The 18032-nt window shown below is 43.6% G+C and carries 20 protein-coding genes; 3 read left to right on the top strand and 17 right to left on the bottom strand.

From position 1 onward, the window contains the following. The first annotated feature begins 102 nt into the window (after positions 1-102). Complete coding sequence (locus tag A3C46_07360) at positions 103-2016, top strand: molecular chaperone DnaK (protein OGQ22594.1); 1914 nt, start codon at positions 103-105, stop codon at positions 2014-2016. A gap of 106 nt (positions 2017-2122) precedes the next feature. On the opposite strand, the gene A3C46_07365 is transcribed toward A3C46_07360, so the two are convergent. The 9 genes from A3C46_07365 to A3C46_07405 form a co-directional block, all read right to left on the bottom strand. Next, positions 2123-2758: a hypothetical protein gene (locus tag A3C46_07365; GenBank protein OGQ22595.1), complete on the bottom strand. Its 636-nt coding sequence runs from the start codon at positions 2756-2758 to the stop codon at positions 2123-2125. Positions 2759-2765: 7 nt separating this feature from the next. Continuing rightward, on the bottom strand, positions 2766-3608 hold the full coding sequence (locus A3C46_07370) for a DNA damage-inducible protein D (protein ID OGQ22596.1): 843 nt from the start codon (positions 3606-3608) through the stop codon (positions 2766-2768). A 118-nt stretch (positions 3609-3726) separates the two neighbouring features. Next, positions 3727-4158 (bottom strand): hypothetical protein, encoded by a 432-nt coding sequence (locus A3C46_07375; protein ID OGQ22597.1) that lies wholly within the window; start codon positions 4156-4158, stop codon positions 3727-3729. Next, positions 4155-4463 (bottom strand): hypothetical protein, encoded by a 309-nt coding sequence (locus A3C46_07380; protein ID OGQ22598.1) that lies wholly within the window; start codon positions 4461-4463, stop codon positions 4155-4157. Before A3C46_07380 ends, A3C46_07375 begins: the two co-directional genes overlap by 4 nt. 61 nt (positions 4464-4524) lie before the next feature. After that, a complete protein-coding gene (locus tag A3C46_07385) occupies positions 4525-5361 on the bottom strand; it encodes a phage antirepressor protein (GenBank protein OGQ22624.1) in 837 nt (278 codons plus the stop codon). A gap of 91 nt (positions 5362-5452) precedes the next feature. Next, positions 5453-5914: a hypothetical protein gene (locus A3C46_07390; GenBank protein ID OGQ22599.1), complete on the bottom strand. Its 462-nt coding sequence runs from the start codon at positions 5912-5914 to the stop codon at positions 5453-5455. Next, entirely contained in the window at positions 5901-6578 is a 678-nt protein-coding gene (locus tag A3C46_07395) for a 16S rRNA (cytidine(1402)-2'-O)-methyltransferase (protein ID OGQ22600.1), read from the bottom strand. Before A3C46_07395 ends, A3C46_07390 begins: the two co-directional genes overlap by 14 nt. Before the next feature lie 169 nt (positions 6579-6747). Beyond that, on the bottom strand, positions 6748-8370 hold the full coding sequence (locus A3C46_07400; protein OGQ22601.1) for an NAD+ synthase: 1623 nt from the start codon (positions 8368-8370) through the stop codon (positions 6748-6750). Further along, a complete protein-coding gene (locus A3C46_07405) occupies positions 8367-8687 on the bottom strand; it encodes a hypothetical protein (protein ID OGQ22602.1) in 321 nt (106 codons plus the stop codon). Before A3C46_07405 ends, A3C46_07400 begins: the two co-directional genes overlap by 4 nt. 172 nt (positions 8688-8859) lie before the next feature. Between A3C46_07405 and A3C46_07410 the strand changes: the two genes are divergently transcribed. Beyond that, positions 8860-9807 (top strand): hypothetical protein, encoded by a 948-nt coding sequence (locus A3C46_07410; GenBank protein ID OGQ22603.1) that lies wholly within the window; start codon positions 8860-8862, stop codon positions 9805-9807. A 317-nt stretch (positions 9808-10124) separates the two neighbouring features. Here A3C46_07410 and A3C46_07415 read toward each other — a convergent pair whose 3' ends face one another. The 3 genes from A3C46_07415 to A3C46_07425 form a co-directional block, all read right to left on the bottom strand. Further along, positions 10125-10493 (bottom strand): hypothetical protein, encoded by a 369-nt coding sequence (locus A3C46_07415; GenBank protein ID OGQ22604.1) that lies wholly within the window; start codon positions 10491-10493, stop codon positions 10125-10127. Positions 10494-10647: 154 nt separating this feature from the next. Next, the gene (locus A3C46_07420; GenBank protein OGQ22605.1) at positions 10648-12378 is read right to left on the bottom strand and encodes a hypothetical protein; all 1731 of its coding nucleotides are present in this window, start codon (positions 12376-12378) and stop codon (positions 10648-10650) included. 3 nt (positions 12379-12381) lie between these two features. Continuing rightward, the gene (locus tag A3C46_07425; GenBank protein ID OGQ22606.1) at positions 12382-12729 is read right to left on the bottom strand and encodes a hypothetical protein; all 348 of its coding nucleotides are present in this window, start codon (positions 12727-12729) and stop codon (positions 12382-12384) included. 104 nt (positions 12730-12833) lie between these two features. Here A3C46_07425 and A3C46_07430 point away from each other — a divergent pair, with 104 nt between their 5' ends. Further along, positions 12834-13028, top strand: a complete 195-nt coding sequence (locus A3C46_07430) for a 50S ribosomal protein L28 (protein OGQ22607.1) — start codon at positions 12834-12836, stop codon at positions 13026-13028. 2 nt (positions 13029-13030) lie between these two features. Here A3C46_07430 and A3C46_07435 read toward each other — a convergent pair whose 3' ends face one another. From A3C46_07435 to A3C46_07455, 5 genes are all read right to left on the bottom strand, one after another. After that, the gene (locus tag A3C46_07435; GenBank protein OGQ22608.1) at positions 13031-15178 is read right to left on the bottom strand and encodes a GTP pyrophosphokinase; all 2148 of its coding nucleotides are present in this window, start codon (positions 15176-15178) and stop codon (positions 13031-13033) included. Further along, positions 15159-15728, bottom strand: a complete 570-nt coding sequence (locus A3C46_07440; GenBank protein ID OGQ22609.1) for a guanylate kinase — start codon at positions 15726-15728, stop codon at positions 15159-15161. The genes A3C46_07435 and A3C46_07440 overlap by 20 nt, the downstream gene beginning before the upstream one ends. A 6-nt stretch (positions 15729-15734) precedes the next feature. Next, complete coding sequence (locus tag A3C46_07445) at positions 15735-16604, bottom strand: YicC family protein (GenBank protein OGQ22610.1); 870 nt, start codon at positions 16602-16604, stop codon at positions 15735-15737. A gap of 106 nt (positions 16605-16710) precedes the next feature. Next, the gene (locus A3C46_07450; GenBank protein ID OGQ22611.1) at positions 16711-17382 is read right to left on the bottom strand and encodes a hypothetical protein; all 672 of its coding nucleotides are present in this window, start codon (positions 17380-17382) and stop codon (positions 16711-16713) included. Positions 17383-17385: 3 nt separating this feature from the next. Continuing rightward, positions 17386-17925 (bottom strand): hypothetical protein, encoded by a 540-nt coding sequence (locus tag A3C46_07455; protein ID OGQ22612.1) that lies wholly within the window; start codon positions 17923-17925, stop codon positions 17386-17388. Positions 17926-18032 lie beyond the last annotated feature (107 nt).

The raw sequence follows: 18032 nt of genomic DNA on the forward strand, positions 1-18032 counted from the left end.
GAGGAAAGTCAAGGAGTTAGACATAAGCATTGACTCTTGGAAGATGAATCCTCATATAAGCCCTCGTCAATACTTAAGAATATTTATCATCAGGAGGATGACATGGGGAAAATGATCGGGATCGATTTAGGAACCACAAATTCAGTTGTTGCGGTGATGGAAGGTGGCGATCCCAAAATCATCACCAACGAAGAGGGAAGTCGTATCACTCCTTCAGTGGTTGCCTTTAAAAACAGCGATATTTTAGTCGGTCAAGTCGCCAAACGACAGGCCATTACCAATCCTGAGCGAACCATTTACTCTATTAAGCGTTTCATGGGACGAAAGAGAAAAGAAGTTGATGAAGAAATAAAAATGGTTCCGTACAAAGTAGCGGAAGCTCCCAATGGTGATGCTGTTGTGGACATTGATGGAAAAACTTTTTCTCCTCCTGAAATTTCGGCTCATATTTTGCGCAAACTCAAAAAAGCTGCTGAAGCTTATCTGGGGGAAACCGTGACGGAAGCGGTCATTACGGTTCCCGCCTATTTTAATGATAGTCAGCGACAGGCAACCAAAGATGCTGGAAAAATTGCAGGTCTCGATGTCAAACGCATTGTCAATGAACCGACTGCTGCAGCGCTTGCCTACGGTCTTGATAAGAAAAAGGATGAACTCATTGCTGTCTTCGATTTCGGTGGAGGAACATTTGATATTTCCGTTCTCGAAGTCGGAGAGAATGTCGTTGAAGTCGTTTCAACAAACGGCGACACACATCTTGGCGGAGACAATATCGATCAGCGATTGATGGAATATCTTATCAGTGAGTTCAAAAAAGATCAGGGCATTGATGTCAGCAAAGACAAGATGGTGTTACAACGTTTGAAAGAGGCTGCAGAAAAAGCAAAGATCGAACTCTCTTCGGTGATGGAGACCGAGGTCAACCTCCCCTTCTTGACTGCTGATGCTTCAGGCCCAAAGCACATGACCTTGAAACTCACACGCGCGAAATTCGAAGCGCTTGTTGATGATTTGCTTCAGAAAACTCTCGAACCCTGCAAGAAAGCTTTGCACGATGCTGGGAAGAAACCATCCGACATCGACGAAGTCGTTCTCGTGGGTGGTTCAACGCGTATTCCGAAAATTCAAGAGCTCGTCAAAAATCTTTTCGGCAAAGAACCACACAAGGGAGTGAATCCTGATGAAGTCGTGGCCGCTGGCGCTGCAGTTCAGGCCGGTGTGCTTTCAGGTGATGTGAAAGACATGCTTCTCCTTGACGTGACACCACTCTCACTCGGCATCGAAACCCTGGGTGGTGTGATGACAAAACTCATTGAACGCAACACCACGATTCCGACGAAAAAGAGTCAGGTCTTTTCAACGGCTGCGGATAATCAAACCACCGTCGACGTGCATGTCCTCCAAGGTGAGCGCGAGATGTCTGCGGACAATCGAACTCTCGGACGATTTCATCTCGATGGAATTCCGTCTGCACCGCGCGGTGTTCCTCAAGTTGAAGTCACGTTTGATATTGATGCAAACGGCATTGCACATGTTTCCGCGAAAGATCTGGCAACGAGCAAAGAACAAAAGATTACGATCACGGCATCGTCTGGTCTCCCAAAGGATGAAGTCGAGCGATTAGTGAAGGAAGCCAAAGGACACGAAGCTGAAGACAAGAAGCGACGTGAAGAGATTGAAGTCAAAAATCAAACTGATGCTCTTATTTATAATACCGAAAAAACTCTCAATGAACATAAGAGCAAGCTGAATCCTGATGACGTGAAGCGTGTGGAAGAGGCGCTCCAAGCAGCGAAAGATGCGGTGAGCAAAAACGATGCAGCTGCCATGAAATCGAGCATGGAACAGTTAACCCAAGCCTCGCACAAATTAGCAGAAGAAATGTACAAAGCTTCTTCTGCTCAACAGCAACAACAAGGAAACGGCACTGCTCAGCCAGGGAGTGAAAATGCCGAAACGGCGCAGCCGAAGAAAGACGACAATGTCGTCGATGCAGAATTCGAAGAGACGAAGTGACCTTTAGGTCATCCTGAACTTGTCGAAGAATAAACTTTAAACAAAAAGGGCGACCACCGGTCGCCACTTTGTTTATTAACGATTACCAACGAGAAGCTTTGACTCGTCAATTACTATTCAACTCTTTTATTATAGATACAATTTTAACTGACCCCTCATATAGTATCTCATTTGTTCCATGACCCATTGAAACTCCTTGCCAATATTTGTGCGCTAATTCTTCTAAAATTTTTAAAGACTGCCCTTGATAATTTAACCACGACTCATCTGTCCTGAGTAGTTTTCCATTTACGATTTCAACTTCCAATAATTGATAAGAATTTCTCTCAGACAACTTCCCTTCCCAAACTGTCGCATCTTCTGGACTACCTGAAAACCAAAGACACCTTAGTCTAGATGGCCGATCTGAATAGCATGTTGAGCGAATAGATTCAAAACATGTTTCACGAATTAGTTTGAAATTATGCAAAACACATTTCTGACATGTAGCGGCATATGCACTAATATCGCTTGTACTTAGATTGGAAGGACTCTGCAAAACAGTTAAATATTCTATCTGACTTAATGAGTATGAGGGTCCCGTAACTCTAAAATCTTCATTATGTAATCTGCTATAGAAAGGATTAAGCTCCTCACTTGTAACAATTATCTCTCCCTGTTTGTAAAACTTAAATTGCTTGTTCCAAAAAGATCTTCGATTAATGTGATAGAACCTCATGGGATCATCAGTTGAATTCGACATCTTCGATTTACCCCTTCAATCTTTTCGCTTTCTTCGATAACCGTTTATTCTCAGAACTCACTTTTCGTTCGATCTTCTTGATATCTTCAGCAGCTAGAAGGTTTTCGGGTTGAATATTTCGCTTGGTTAAAAGTTTACGGACATCAGAGTTATTTTTAATATGCTCATGAGTAATAGTCGGCTCAGAACGAAGGTCATCCCGAACAACATTGAAATTGGTAATTTCATTTGCAAAATCTTTCGCCTTGATCGTGATTGTCGGCAAAAAATCAGCAAGCGGTCGCTTCTCCGGAATACCCAATTTTGTTTTCATCATATGCGTCGTATGACCACCAAAGAGAGCTTGATCACCTTTGCTTCGAATTCTCGCAAACCCTTGACTGTCTACCCCTCGTTCGAAAAGAACACCGGAAAGTTGCTTTTCAGAACTATTCAGTTTTTCGCGAGCTTGGATTCTCTCAACTTCCGCCAAGCGCTGTTCAATAATTTCTTGCTTACGTGTTTGAACTGCAAAATAGGTCTGAGCAAAAGCAATTTCGTTTTTTCGCGGATCACCATTTTGGGCTATGAGGTAACAGGCATAGCGAGTCAGCTTAATATCACCTATATCTCGTGGAACACCAGAACCAATACTAACCATTTTCGTGACGTCACGAAAATGGTCTTCTACAGCTTGTTTTGAATTTTGACAGGAAATTTTTGCCTTTTCGATCACATTAAAAAAATTTTCCCATCTTTCATAACCGAGAAGTATTTGTAAATCTCTCGCCAACCAATACTCCACCTCACTTTCAGCATGCGCATATTGTTCGAAAGCCGCATGAAGCCTCACCACCAATTCCTTTTTCATTTTTCCTCGCTTTAGGCGCAGCAAGGTCCATCTCCACACAAGCTTCGTTTACTTGTCAAGGACTGGATCACGTCGACGTCGAGTTTAAAGAGACGAAATAAAATTTGAAATATTGATGTTATAAGGGCGACCGGCGGTCGCCCTTATTTTTTCCCGAGGCGATCACAGAGGTTTTGTAGTGCTGCACTATCATGTCAATGATAGCCAGTGATCCAACAATTGAAAGAAGCATAAGTAAATTTCGTAAGAATTCACCAAGAGTCAAATACTCGTCCCAATACCCAGAGTACCCTAAATCAATTGGAAGCATTTTAGCTAAAGGCTTCAGAAGGGTGTATGCCCCAAAATTGAGCAGAAGAAAAAAATCGAAACAACCAATTTTCATAATATGAGGCCATAGTTTTTCTGGAATCCAACCAAAGTTTTTAAACGGTTGATGTTCATTTACCTGTAATACAGTTATGCCTGCAACGATACCTGCAAAAAGAAAGCCGACATATATTATATAAAACAGGATGATCAAAAAGATATCAAGTAGTTGGACAATCATTTTTTTATTATGTTCTCCGTGGCCACAGGCATTTGTTGCACGACAGGTTGCTCCATAATTTGACTATTCTTATTCAGACATTCGTCAGAATTTGAAGAATTTGGTTTCCAATATGCCAAACCTGACATAACAGCCAAAAAAAGAGTTGATACCGCACTAATAATCACGGCAAGACTAACCCACCATTGCAGCGTTAGCATTCCTTTAGTAACAACGAGCTTGTCGTTCCAATAAAGTTGACTCTTTTCATCAATTCCAAGTTTTCCTGAATCATGAGTAAAAATTGTTTCTATATTATTGGCCATTTCAAACCTCCAGCATCCATTTTGTTGACGTCAACAAAATGGTTTTAATCGGCTGATTTATTCATTTCATCTTTGCACGAACACTTAATGTCTTTCTTTTCGACATAGGTAAATAATTTTGTTTTGAAACGATGGATCGTTCAAGACGTTTTTCCAGCTGTTTTCTCGCTCCGCCTGCGATGGCACCGCCAGCTTTGGCATCACTTTTTAATTTCGAGACACCTTTTGAATCTTCGTTTCGGTGAATTTCGGTCGTTGACCGTTCGCCTAACATTGTGAAGATCAACTCAAAATCATCCATGTGATCGCGCAAATTTTCGCGCTTGAGTCCTTTGAGATTTTTGTATTCATTGGGCGTCACACCAAACGTGGCTTTGGAGATTTCTGCGGTAAGAATTTCGTAATCTTTTTGTTCCTGAGCGCCACGATTTTTCCACTCATCTGTTAGCTCTTCACGAATGGCGATCCCGCGCATTCGCTTTTCGATCCAGTCATCAGGATAACCTTTTGCCTTGTAAAGAACTCGAGTCCTCTTTGTAGCCAATTCCGGATTCTCAATTTCCTGCACACGTTCATATCCAACTTTCGCAAGCCAACGTTTAAAGGGTTCTGCTTTTGGAGATGGGATTGATTGAATGATGCGAAAGATACGTTCTGTATGAGCGCAGTCAGTTTCTCTCATTTTTCCATCAGGTGCTTGCAATTTCAACCCGTGACAAAATGTCACGACTTCACTTCCTTCCTCGATGAGCCTCTGCTTGAGCTTTCTCCAATAGGCACCTGGATCTGGACTCTCAGTCAGCGCACCACAAACATCCACTACTGAAAACCACCACTCATTCTCATACAGCGTCTTTCGAATTTGACTTCCCTTAAAAAGAGCAATCTTCGTTTCCATTTTTTCTCGCTTTGGCGCAGCAAGATTCACATTCGTCATGAGTCTCGTTCACTTGTCAAGAAGCGATAACAAGATTTTCTTGCTAGCTTTTTTATTTCCTTAAAGCAGCTCGAAATGCGTGCAGATCAAATCCCATCGGATCATTCTTCCGGTCTGGAGAAACTTCGTAGTGTCCGACAATGCGATCGTGTGGGATTGAATAACATTGCATAAAATTTTGGCAGAGTGATTGTAATGCGCGCATCTGAACATCAGGATAAGAATCAATGCCATCGTTAAGATTTACAAGTTCGATTCCAATCGAGAATTGATTCACATCTGCTTCACCTAACCACTGCGACTGACCTGCATGCCATGCGATATATTGCGGTTCAACGAGTTCATAAACATCGCCAGATTTTGAAATCACATAATGTGCTGAAACATGTGATTGCGGATCACAAAGTTTTTGCAGTGTTTGCGGAAGATCAATAACCGTCGCATGAAGCACGATCATGTTAATGCGCTGGCGTTTGGATCCTTTGTTGCGAGATGGATATTTACAAATTTTCATATCCCACAATCAACACCATCTCCCCTTTCGGGGGTTTTTCTTCGTAAACTTTTATGAGTGAAGATAAAGAACCACGAAGAAATTCTTCGTAGATTTTGGTTAGCTCCCGACAAAGCACAACGTTACGATCGCCGAGCACTTCAAGCGCATCGACGAGTGTTTTCTGTGCTTTCCAAGGAGAGAGATAAATGACGAGCGTGTGATTCAGTAATTTCAGTTCTTCAAGTGCGTTCTTTCGCTTTCCCGGTTTATCGGGAAGAAAACCGACAAAGGTGAAACGATCGGTCGGGAGCCCTGCAGCAGAAAGAGCAGCGATCACAGCACTCGGACCTGGAATCGGAATTACGTGAATTCCCTTGGTAACTGCATCACGCAGTAACGGAAAACCAGGATCAGAAATGCAAGGAGTACCGGCATCAGAAACAAGTGCAACATTTTTTCCCAACTCAAGTTGATGAATAATTTTTTCGAGTTTTTCTCTTTCGTTTCCTTGAAAATAACTTGTAAGCGGAGTTTGAATCCCAAAATGATTGAGAAGCTTCTGCGTGTGTCGTGTGTCTTCAGCAGCAATCAGATCAACTTCTTTTAGGACACGCACAGCACGAAACGTCATGTCTTCAAGATTACCAAGTGGCGTAGCGACGATGTAAAGTATCCCTGTCATTGTTTATTTCACCAAACTGCCATCGCATTTTCTCTCGGGGTACAGACGCTGCGGTTACGCTCCTCGCGTCTTCTGTTTCCATCGGCGCGATCTTTCATACTTGCATCGACGCGCCTCAGTCAAAGGCCCCCTGCGAGAAAATCCTCGACAGTTTGGTCCAGAGTCTAAGTCATGACTTCCATGCAATCGGCATACGACGTCCAGTGCCAAAAGCTTTTGAGGTGACTTTCAGGCCTGGTGCAGCTTGCCGTCGCTTATATTCATTGCGATCCACACGCCGCGCAACATCGGTCACGATCCGCGCATCAAATCCCATGCGCACAATTTCCGGAATACTTTTTTGCTCTTCGATATAGGCTTTGAGAATCTGATCTAAAATGTCGTACGGCGGAAGAACATCTTCATCTTTCTGATCTGGTTTTAACTCCGCGGACGGAGGACGTTCAAGAATCGCGGGAGGAATCACAGGATGTTCATCATTCATCACGCGCGCAATTTTATACACAAACGTTTTGGGAACATCTGCGATCACCGACAAACCGCCCGCCATATCACCATAGAGCGTGCAATAGCCGACTGAAAGTTCAGATTTATTTCCGGTTGAGAGAACCATCGCCCCGGTACGATTTGAAAAAGCCATCAGAATATTGCCGCGAATGCGGGCCTGTAAATTTTCTTCGACAACTGTAATCTCTTTCGAAGAGCTGATCTCGTTGCGATACGCATCATAAATAGCATTGATCGGATGAACTTCAGTTTTTATGGAAAGTAAGTTGGCCAATGCTTGAGCGTCATCCATACTCTGCTGCAAAGTATACGGCGAAGGCATCAAAATACCGGTCACATGTTCTGATCCGAGCGCTTCAACAGCAAGCGCTGCGACAACGGCGGAATCAATCCCGCCTGACAAACCGATCACCACATGAGAAAAACCACACTTGTGAACATAATCGCGAAGTCCAAGCACAAGCGCCTTGCGCATTTCTTCGGCTGGCGAAATTTCAGGTAGTCGCACAGAACGAGCATCTGTTTTTAAATCAAAAAGGAAATTATCTTCCACAAACCGCTGCCCTTCATGAACAATCTCTCCTTGTGCGTTCACCACAAGACTATTGCCATCAAAAATTAAGGAGTCATTACCACCCACGAGATTACAAAAAAAGATCGGACGCGAAAGTCGCTTTGCGGTTTGAGATAAAAGAGAATGTCGAACTTCGATTTTTTCAAGACTATACGGTGAAGCAGAAAGATTTAAGATAATATCCGCACCTGCATTGACAAGTTCCTGGAGCGGATCCAAACGATAGAGTTTTTTCCCCTGCAAGGTATAGGAGCTCCACATATCTTCGCAAATGGAGAGACCGAGTTTTTTCCCTTTCCATTCACAGGGAAGAAACGAAGTACCAGGTTCAAAATAGCGTTTTTCATCGAAGACATCATAGTTCGGCAGAAGCGCTTTCTGATGTTCGCAAAGCATTTTCCCTTCGGCAAAAAATCCCGCCGCATTAAAAAATGCACGGCCAGAGGAGGTTGTGTTGACCGAAGGATATCCCAGAACAACTGCTGTCGAAGATGTCTTTTCGGAAATGTCTCGTACCGCTTGCGTACACCGATCGATAAAAGAGGGATGAAAGAGAAGATCTTGAGGAGGATAACCACAGACAGCAAGTTCAGGAAAGAGAAGGAGATCAGCCTCAGCTTTTTCTGCCCACGCGAGACGATCGAGAATTTTTTTGGTATTCCCTTCAAAATCTCCGATCGTGGAATTAATTTGTGCAACCGCAATTTTCATGAAAGCAACAGTTCACCGAGTTTGAGAGACAATCCAAGATTCCCTTCTACTTTGACTTTGCCACTTAAAAACGCTTGCTGAGGACTCAACTCTCCTGACGCCATCTGTTCAAAAACAGTACGATCAAGCGAAATTTTTACAGTGGACCCTTCGATTTCTCCTACCGTCACTTTTGGCGGCGACTGCGTACAGTCAATGCTCCAAGTCCCTTCGCTCTCACCCGTTAAACGAAACACCGCTTTTGCTTTGAGTGCGGATGCACGTTCTTGTTTTGCTGATAATTTTTGACTGAGCAACTGTTCGATATCGATGGTCATAGAGATTCCTCACTATTTTGTTGTCATCCTGAGCGCAGTGAAGGATCTCCAGTGATCACATGAGATTCTTCGCTCTGCTCAGAATGACAAACCATGGCAAATGCGACATCAGATGTAAAGTTCGCTCCATTTTACACTTGCTTGCAAGATCTACCTTTGGCAAGCAAGGGAAATGCGGATTCGATATGGGGCGATGGGAATCCTTCTTTTTTTGATGTCGTGCCAAACCATGTCCACTATTCAAGGGACGCGCTTGGTCCCGACTCATCCTGAAATTGCTGATCTCACTTCCATCGCCATTACTCAATTTTACTCCTTTGGCGAGGAGACCGATCTCCTCAGCGCACAACTTCAAATGGCGATTGAAGAGAAGCTTACTGAGAATGGGCATTTCATTGTCAAAAAAATTCCAAAACCGATGCTTCGTCGCCCTACTCCTCTTGCGATCAAAAAATTTTGGTACGAACAAGGAGCGAAAGAGAATATAGACGCACTCGTCAGTGGAGAAATTGATCTTGCACGAATCGAACTTCGTTCGGTCGGCGAAGAAGAGATTCAAGAAAAACGCGCGTCTCTCGTCCTCCAAATCAATGTCGTCTCATTGCAGCAGGAAAAACGATTAACCGGTGAACGACTCATGATCCAAGAGACCTCTTCTGCTGTTCCGGAAGAAATGCTCCCCAACGATGAACAGATGATGGCACGTGTCACAGAAAGTATGGCGGAAAAAGTAGTGGAATTTCTGACTCCGCATGTTTTAGAACAGGAAATCGGTCTTCTTCGAACACCAGCAACCGCTGAAGGTCTTCGTTATGCAAAAGAGGGAGAATGGGGAGCTGCTATTTACGCATGGGATCAAGCCCTTTTAAAAAATCCTGAGAATCATACGGTGCTCTATAATCTGGGCGCCACTTCTGAATTTCTGGGAGCGTATGAACGGGCAAAAGAATACTATAAACAAGCGCATCTGCTTTCCGAAAAGAAAAAGCTCTACCGCCAAGCGCTTGACCGCATGATCGCCCTTCTTAAAGAAAAAGAGAACGGTACAACTTCATTGCCCATAATCCCAGCAGTGACAGAAGAAAGCACCACACCAGAAACAGACGAAGTCGATCACTAAAAAGAGGCGGAAGTTTTTTCCCTTTCCAGACTGAAACCGCAGTGCGCAGAAAAAGAAGAACCAAAAAAAGAGCAATGACCATTCCCAAAGGATGAGCATTGATACTTGCTCGCAGATCTCCTTGCGTTAACGCCATAAAGGCTCGAATCAGACCGCAGCCAGGACAGTCGACATGAAAAAAATGCCAAAATGCACAAAATCGCAATGACGTAAACTCATGAGGAAAGAGTGGATAAACAAAGGCGATCAGAAAAAGAAGAGGGATACCAAAAAGAATGCCCAAAGCTGAGACACGATCAAAATCTGATTCTGGAGCTTTAGATTCCAGCTTTTTTGGCGGCGAAGTCACCGATGACCGGAATTTTCCATTGTTCGCCCTGATAGGCTTTGATCATACACACGATCCACAAAATAAAAGCGCCCAAGCCAAGGAGTGGGACAAAAAATCCGATGAGGATACCGAGAACACTTGCAATCGCTCCAAAAAGCGCCGCCAGGATTTGTAACCCAACAAGCAAAATAAAGTAGGCAACACCAAACGCCGTTCCCTGCCACGCATGAAAGCGAACCTCTTTATTTTCCTTTTCGATGATGAGAAAAATAATGCTCGTAAGAGGCAAACAAATATAACAAACAAGACTGGCAATGTTTGGAGCTAAACCGCTGGTGCCTGGTGATGATGTCATAAAATTCCTCTCTGCAAGAAATCGTTTTCTACAAAATCATAGAGATGAGTGCAAGATTATTTAGAACACATGCAAAATGAATGTTGTCATCCCCGCGCAGGCGGGGATCTCATGAGATTCCCGCTTACTCCATGCGGGAATGACAAACGTATATTCATGAACTCTTATACAGCGCTTCAATTTGAGGCTGATATTTTCGATAAATCGTATCACGCTTGAGCTTGAGGGTTGGCGTCAGATCTCCTCCCTCAATCGTAAAGCTCCCCTCCACAATCAAAAATCGTTTGATCGTTTCATAACTCGATAACTTCGCATTGACGGACGCAATCACTTCCGCAATCAGAGCCTCAACTTTTGCATCGACCTTTCCACTCCAACTCTCCCCTTTTTCCTGAAAATATCGCATGAGCGCTTCATGTTGAACCGAAAGAACGGCAATGAGATATTTTCGCGCATCGCCGACAAGCATCACATGATCAATAAAAGGAGACCGCAAAAGCATTTCTTCAATCGGCTGAGGAGCAATATTTTTTCCTCCTGAAGTCACAATGATATTTTTCTTGCGATCGGTAATGCGTAAAAAACCATCTTTCGAATATTCGCCAATATCTCCGGTTTTCAACCATCCCTCGTCATCAAAAGCTGCTTTCGTCTCTTCAGGTTGATGAAGATATTCGCGAAAGACCATTGGACCTTTCACTAAAAGCTCGCCATCAGAAGCCCATCGAATCCACACTCCCGGAAGCGCTTTGCCAACAGTTCCAAAATGATAGTCATCAGGACGATTCACCGTAATTGCGCCAAATGTTTCTGTTAAGCCATATCCCTCGAGAACTAAAAGTCCAACGCTATAGAAAAAACGGGCGATCGATTTTGAAAGAGGCGCTCCACCAGAAATAAAAAGAGAGAGCCTTCCTCCCATTCGTTGACGAAGAGGGCCAAAAACAAGAAACGTAGCCATGACGTGGAAAAACTTGAGCGACCAAGAAAGCGTAGCGCGCGTTCTTTTTTTCTCAGAATATTCCTCTCCTATCTTGAGCGCCCACGCAAAAAGTCGTTGTTTGCGCGACGAAAGTTTTTCAACTGAAGCGATGATCCGTTCGTGCATTTTTTCCAGCATGCGCGGAACACCGACGATAAAATGAGGACGAACCTCTCGATAATTTTCCGCGAGTTTTTCAATATTCTCGGCATAAGCAGCTTGACACCCGCTAGCCAGTTGAAAAAATTGAATCACGCGCGCCAACACATGAGCTAAGGGAAGAACCACTAATCCGATATGACTCGAAGGGAAATGAAAAACAGATTGCGCTGCTTCGACTTCTGCGACGATATTTCCGTGGGTAATCACGACGCCTTTTGGTTTTCCCGTTGTCCCACTCGTGTAGATGTAACTTGCAGGAACCTCAGAAGCGAGCTGATCAATGCGAAGGTAAATGGTATCGTCTGAAAGAGCTTTTCCCCACGTTCTGATTTTTTCAAAAGCAGAAAACTGGAGAATTTTCGTGGAATCAATGCCAAGCGCAATCAACTTTTGATATTTGTGTTCATCATCCACAAAAAGAAAGCGGGGAGATGCATCTTTCAGAATGTAAGAAATCGTTTCGTCAACGAGTGAGGGATAGAGCGGAACCGTGATCCCCCCCGCAGCGAGAATGGCGAGATCAGCGAGCGTCCACTCCACGGACGTCGCCGCAAAAAGAGCAACCGGTTCTCCGGGACACAATCCATAAGCAACGAGCCCCTTGGCGGACTCCATCACCGCTGACCACATCTCATGCCACGACATGGCTTCCCATCTTCCCGCTCGTTTAAAATGAAAACAAGGAGAAGAACTTTGGTGTTCTACTGTTTTTCGAATGTGATGAAGAATATTCTTTTGCATACGTTATTCGAAAGCATCCTCTATAATTTCAACATTTCCCTGTCCATCAATAGCGACAACTCCCAAAAAAGCCATTGGGATTTCGCCCTTTTTCTTTTCATACTTCATTAAATACAGCGATGCTGCGCGGCGAATTCGTTTCATTTGATGATGCGTGATCACTTCAATCGCACCGGCTAAAGCATGTTGTCCCCGAAATTTAACTTCGAAAAAGTAAAGCGACGTCCCTTTCTGAGCAATGATGTCGATCTCACCGACGGAAAAACGCACGTTGCGCTCAAGCACTGAAAACCCCTTTTGTTTTAAGGTGTTAGCAGCAAGCTCTTCCCCTTCATTCCCTTTTGCACGCATGATGAAAACTCCTGAGGCGTCACACTCTTGGGGAAAACCCCTTGCACGAGCTGAAAGCTCATGCTACGTGCTCATCTCTTTTTGTTTTGTCGCAAGAGGTGATTATGTCTCGTTTATGTCATGTGTGTCAGAAAGGTCCACTCTTTGGACACATTGTTTCACACGCCAATAACAAAACTCGTAAAGTTTCTGTTCCTAATTTGCAACGTGTCCGCATTCAACTCAAAACAGGTGAGGTACGACGCACCATTGTTTGTACACGTTGTCTTCGTTCTGGCTTAGTTACGAAGGCTGCTTAATTTTAGTTTCTCACTCTCTCCACTGAAATAACTCCCTTCACTCTCTCGAGCGATTTCATAATTTTGCGTAATTGCGATACGTTTTGAATTTCGACTTCAAAAATATTCGATGCTGTCTGATCTTCATTCGTCTTAATCGACGCTGCAGCAATATTCGCTCCTTCGGAAGTAATGGACTCGGTCATCCCTGCCAGAAGACCTGGACGATTCACACACACGACACGAATACGCGCAATACGCGCAATATCAGTTTTGGTCTCCCATTCCACATCCACGCGGCGATCAGGATCGATCCCAATCACGCGAGGACAATCCACGACGTGAATCGAAACGCCGCGGCCGCGCGTCACATAACCGACAATGGGATCCCCAGCAATCGGATTACAACATTTTCCAAAATTGACAAGCATGTTTCCCATGCCCCCTACTCTCACTGGACTTTTTGAGGATCGACCAAGTTTACGAACAATTTTCTCTAAAACATTTTCAGGTTTTGATTGTTGTGATTCTTTTTCTTCAACCACAAGATTTACAATTTGTTGCGCAGAAATTTTTCCATAAGCAATGGGCGGAAGAAGAGCGATCGCACCATCATAGGAAGCATCGCGAGCGAACTTCTCAATCACGGGATTTTTGAGTAAATCATTCACACTGAGACCATATCGACTCGCGGCTTTTTCTAATAACTCGCGGCCAATGGCTTCGCTCTGTCCATGCTCTTCACTTCGTAAAAATTGCCGGATCTTTGCTTTGGCTCTACTGGTCACAACAAAATTGAGCCAATCTTTATTGGGACGCTTTTGCTTCTGCGTCACAATCTCAAGACTGTCTCCGCTGCGAAGGTGATAGCGAAGAGGAACGATTTTTCCGTTTACTTTTGCTCCAACACACGAGTGCCCCACATCGGTATGAACAGCGTACGCAAAATCAACTGGCGTTGAACCTCGTGGAAATTCTTTCAAATCCCCATGAGGAGTAAATACATAAACATCATCCGCAAAGAGATCGAGTTTCACGGTATCCAAAAATTCAGTGGGATCTGAAAGTTCGCGCTGCCATTCTAAAAGTCTTCGCACCCACTTAAATTTAATTTCATCTTTATCGTCGATCAATCTTCCTTCTTTATATTTCCAGTGAGCAGCAATTCCGTGTTCTGCAATATTATGCATATCACGAGTGCGGATTTGAAATTCGACTCGTATACCCTCGGGCCCAATCACCGTCGTATGAAGCGATTGATAATTATTCCCCTTGGGCATGGCGATATAGTCTTTAAAACGCCCTGGCACCGGACGCCACACCGAGTGAATCACTCCGAGCGCTTCATAGCATTGCTGCAAAGTGTCGACCATCACGCGAAAAGCGATGAGATCATAAACCTGATCAAACGGAATATGTTGCGCCTCCATTTTTCGATGAATACTATAGTAATGCTTGAGCCGCCCTGAAATCGTGCTTTCGACATTGTGGCCTTGAAGCTTTTCCGAAACAACTTTGCGAATCTCTTCAATCTGTTTTTTTCGCTGTTCATGTAATTTTCGAATTCGACTATCGATAAGATTATAGACATCCGGCTTCAGATATTTGAGACACAAATCTTCAAGCTCAACTTTGATATGTTGGATACCGAGTCTGTTGGCAATCGGAGCATAAACATCAATTGTTTCTTGAGCAATCGCCAGACGACGATCTTCCGCAAGATGTTCGAGCGTACGCATATTATGAAGGCGATCGGCAAGCTTGATCATAATGACACGAATATCCTTTGCCATGGCCATGATCATTTTTCGGAAATTTTCCGCCTGCTTTTCTTCGTTGGTGCTAAACTTGATTTTGGATAATTTGGTCACTCCGTCTACCAAATCACGAACTTCACTTCCAAAATCACGTTCAATCTCTTCAAGGGTGGCAACGGTATCTTCCACCGTATCATGCAGAAGGGCCGCAACAAGAGAGGGAACATCCATTCTCATCTCCGTCAAAAGTCCTGCGACCGCTAAAGGATGCGTGAGATAAGCTTCTCCCGAGCGGCGTAGTTGGCCTTGATGTGATTTTGCCGCAAACACGTACGCGCGACGAATGATATCCAGATCAGCGCCTGGATTATAGGCTGAGAGAGCCTCTAAAATATTATGAATTCGAATGAGCATATTTCTTTAATACCATTTGGAGCGCCGAAAGTGTTTTTTCAAGATCATCATTCACGAAACAGTGCTCATAACGATCTTGATACGAAAGCTCTTCGTTTGCATTTTCGAGTCTCGTCTTCACATCTTCTTCGCGATCAGTTCCCCGACGACGAAGTCGTTCTTCTAAAACGTTCATATTCGGCGGAAGCAAAAAAATCATGATCGCATCAGGGACATTTTTTTTAACCTGCATTCCACCTTGGACATCAATATCCATAAGAATATTTTTCCCTTGAGCTAACATCTTCTCAATTTCATTTTTCGGAGTTCCATAGGAAGCTCCATGAACCTGCGCGCATTCGAGAAAATAACCCGCGTTTTTTCTTTTTTGAAATTCCGCGTCGGAAATAAAGTCGTAATGGACTCCTTGTACTTCTCCGGGGCGCTTGGAACGTGTGGTAGAAGAGATAGAATGTTCTAGCTCTGGCATTCGCTCGCAGAGTTTTCGAACAACCGTTGATTTTCCGGTGCCAGAAGGAGCAGAGATAACAATAAGGCGGCCTTTTTTCATAAAGGTTTATTCAATATTTTGCACTTGTTCTCGAAGTCTTTCAAGTTCAGCTTTGCAATCGACCACAAGTCGCGAAATCTCTATATCTGCTGCTTTGGCGCCGATCGTGTTAATCTCTCGATTCATTTCCTGCAAAAGAAAATCAAGTTTTCTCCCCACAGCGCCACTTTCGGAAAAAAGTTTTCCATATTGCTTCAAATGGCTCATGAGACGAGTGACTTCTTCGGCAATATCCTGACGACCACCGAGAAGCGTCGCCTCGGTATGCAATCTTACGGTATCAATCGAAGAACCATTCGCTTCCATACGTTGCTTAATGCGCTGAGCATGTTTCCCCACGGCGTTCAAAGAACGACGTTCGATCTGTTTCACTAATTTTTCAAAAAGTTTCAGTCGTTTTTGTTGATCACTCCGCAAGTGTTTTCCTTCATTCATGCGCATGCGATCCACATGGTTTGCAGCTTGCGTCACCAATTGCTGGATCTGTTTCCAATAGGTTTCATATGAACCTTCTCGCTCAGTCGCAGTGATAAAACGGTCAGCATTCATATAATCGAGAAAAAAATGATTTCCTTTTTCACCCAGGGAACGTTCGAGTTGTTGAAAAGCCTTATGGTAACTTTGAGCGAGTTGCGCATCAATTTTAAGTTCAACCCCGCCAAAGAGAGGCATTTTTTCCCTCATAAAAATTTCAACTTTGCCGCGCAAAAACTTTTTCTGGAGCACTCTCCGCACATGCCCTTCAATACTTCCCATTTTATTCGGAAGTTTCAGAAAAATTTCACAGTAACGATGATTCACCGACTTCACTTCAACAAAAAGGCGTCCTTTTCCAACAATGCCTTCAGCAATTCCAAAACCTGTCATGGATTTCATCGTTTCACTCCTAAACAATACAACCATTCATCCTTCGACAAGCTCAGGATGAATAGCCTTAATTTCTACGCTCACCCTGAGCCTGTCGAAGGGCGAGATTCATTGTTTATTTACTTTTTTCTAAAACAATTTTTGTTTCACCGAGCTCAATGACATCTCCTTTTTTGAGAAGTCGTGATTCAACTTCTTGACCATTCACATACGTTCCATTTTTGCTGACGAGATCAAGAATCCCCACCGCTCCACTTTTGTCCGCAAAAATCATGGCATGAAGTCGCGAAAGCGCTGCATCAGAAAAAACAACATCTGAGGCGCGATGAAAAGCGCCAATCCGTTCCACTTTTTCGATCTCATCTTCATCATATTCATGCGCAGATTGAAATTGTCGTTGAACATACGCCATGATGAGAGACTTTGTTCGCTCATCAATCGAAAGATTAAGACCAAGAGAGAGAATGCTGGTGCGATCTGAAGTCTCTTCTCCTCTCCCAAGAGCTCGACAACTTTTTCTCTGCACTTCAAACGTTCGACCCATATCAGGACCGTGAAGCACGCGAAACGTCAGCGCAGTGTCCTCATTGTAAAAAGTCGTCACTTCTCGACTTTTCACTCGAAGATTCTCTGCTTCTTGGACAATCATAACAGGGACATCATTGAGAACAGGAAATTTCAACTGACATCGTTCGCACAACAGCGCGCGGCCACCTTCGACTGCGGTGACTGGTTGTTTACATTCTGGACAAGCAAGAAGTTCAATCAGTTTCGCATCAAGAGTCATGGATTATTTTGTGGTATTGTAAATACGAATGACTTCATTCGTTAAATCATTCCCCTCAGGAGCATATAAAATCATCTCTTTCGGAAGAATAACAGCGTAACCACGTTCTTGACCAAGTTTGAGAATAATTTTTTTTAATTTTTCGCCAATCGGCTTGATATAACTTCCCTCTTTTTCGGCAAATGTTTTTTCTGATTCAGCCCCCATTTTTTGAAGTTCCATAAAAGCCTGCTGGAGTTTCATCTCTTTCTCTCGAGAAGCTTCTGCAGAAAGAATGGGTCGTTGTTTATCGAGATTTTCTTTTTCTTGTTGAATCTCTTTTTGTTTGAGTTCAATTTTTTTCCGAAGCGCGTTTCCTTCTCCTTCAAGCTGTGCTTTTGCTTTTTTCCCCTCTTCCACTTCATTTAAAGCGCGATTCAAATCGACATAGGCAACTTTGACAGTTGAATCCGCACTTTTTGCTTCTTCCTTTTTATCCGCCGCATCGACATTGACACTTAAAAGAAGTGTGCAAAGAGCGACATAAAAAATACTCCGTTTCATGCTTTCCTCCTTCATCATAGGTTAAGCTTTAATTCAATAATAAAACCAACGGGTTATATCAAGAGGTTTCTGGGATCTGTTTACAAAGTATGTCATCGCGAGCCCGA

Source organism: Deltaproteobacteria bacterium RIFCSPHIGHO2_02_FULL_44_16, assembly GCA_001798185.1.
In the GTDB taxonomy this organism is placed as follows: domain Bacteria; phylum UBA10199; class UBA10199; order 2-02-FULL-44-16; family 2-02-FULL-44-16; genus 2-02-FULL-44-16.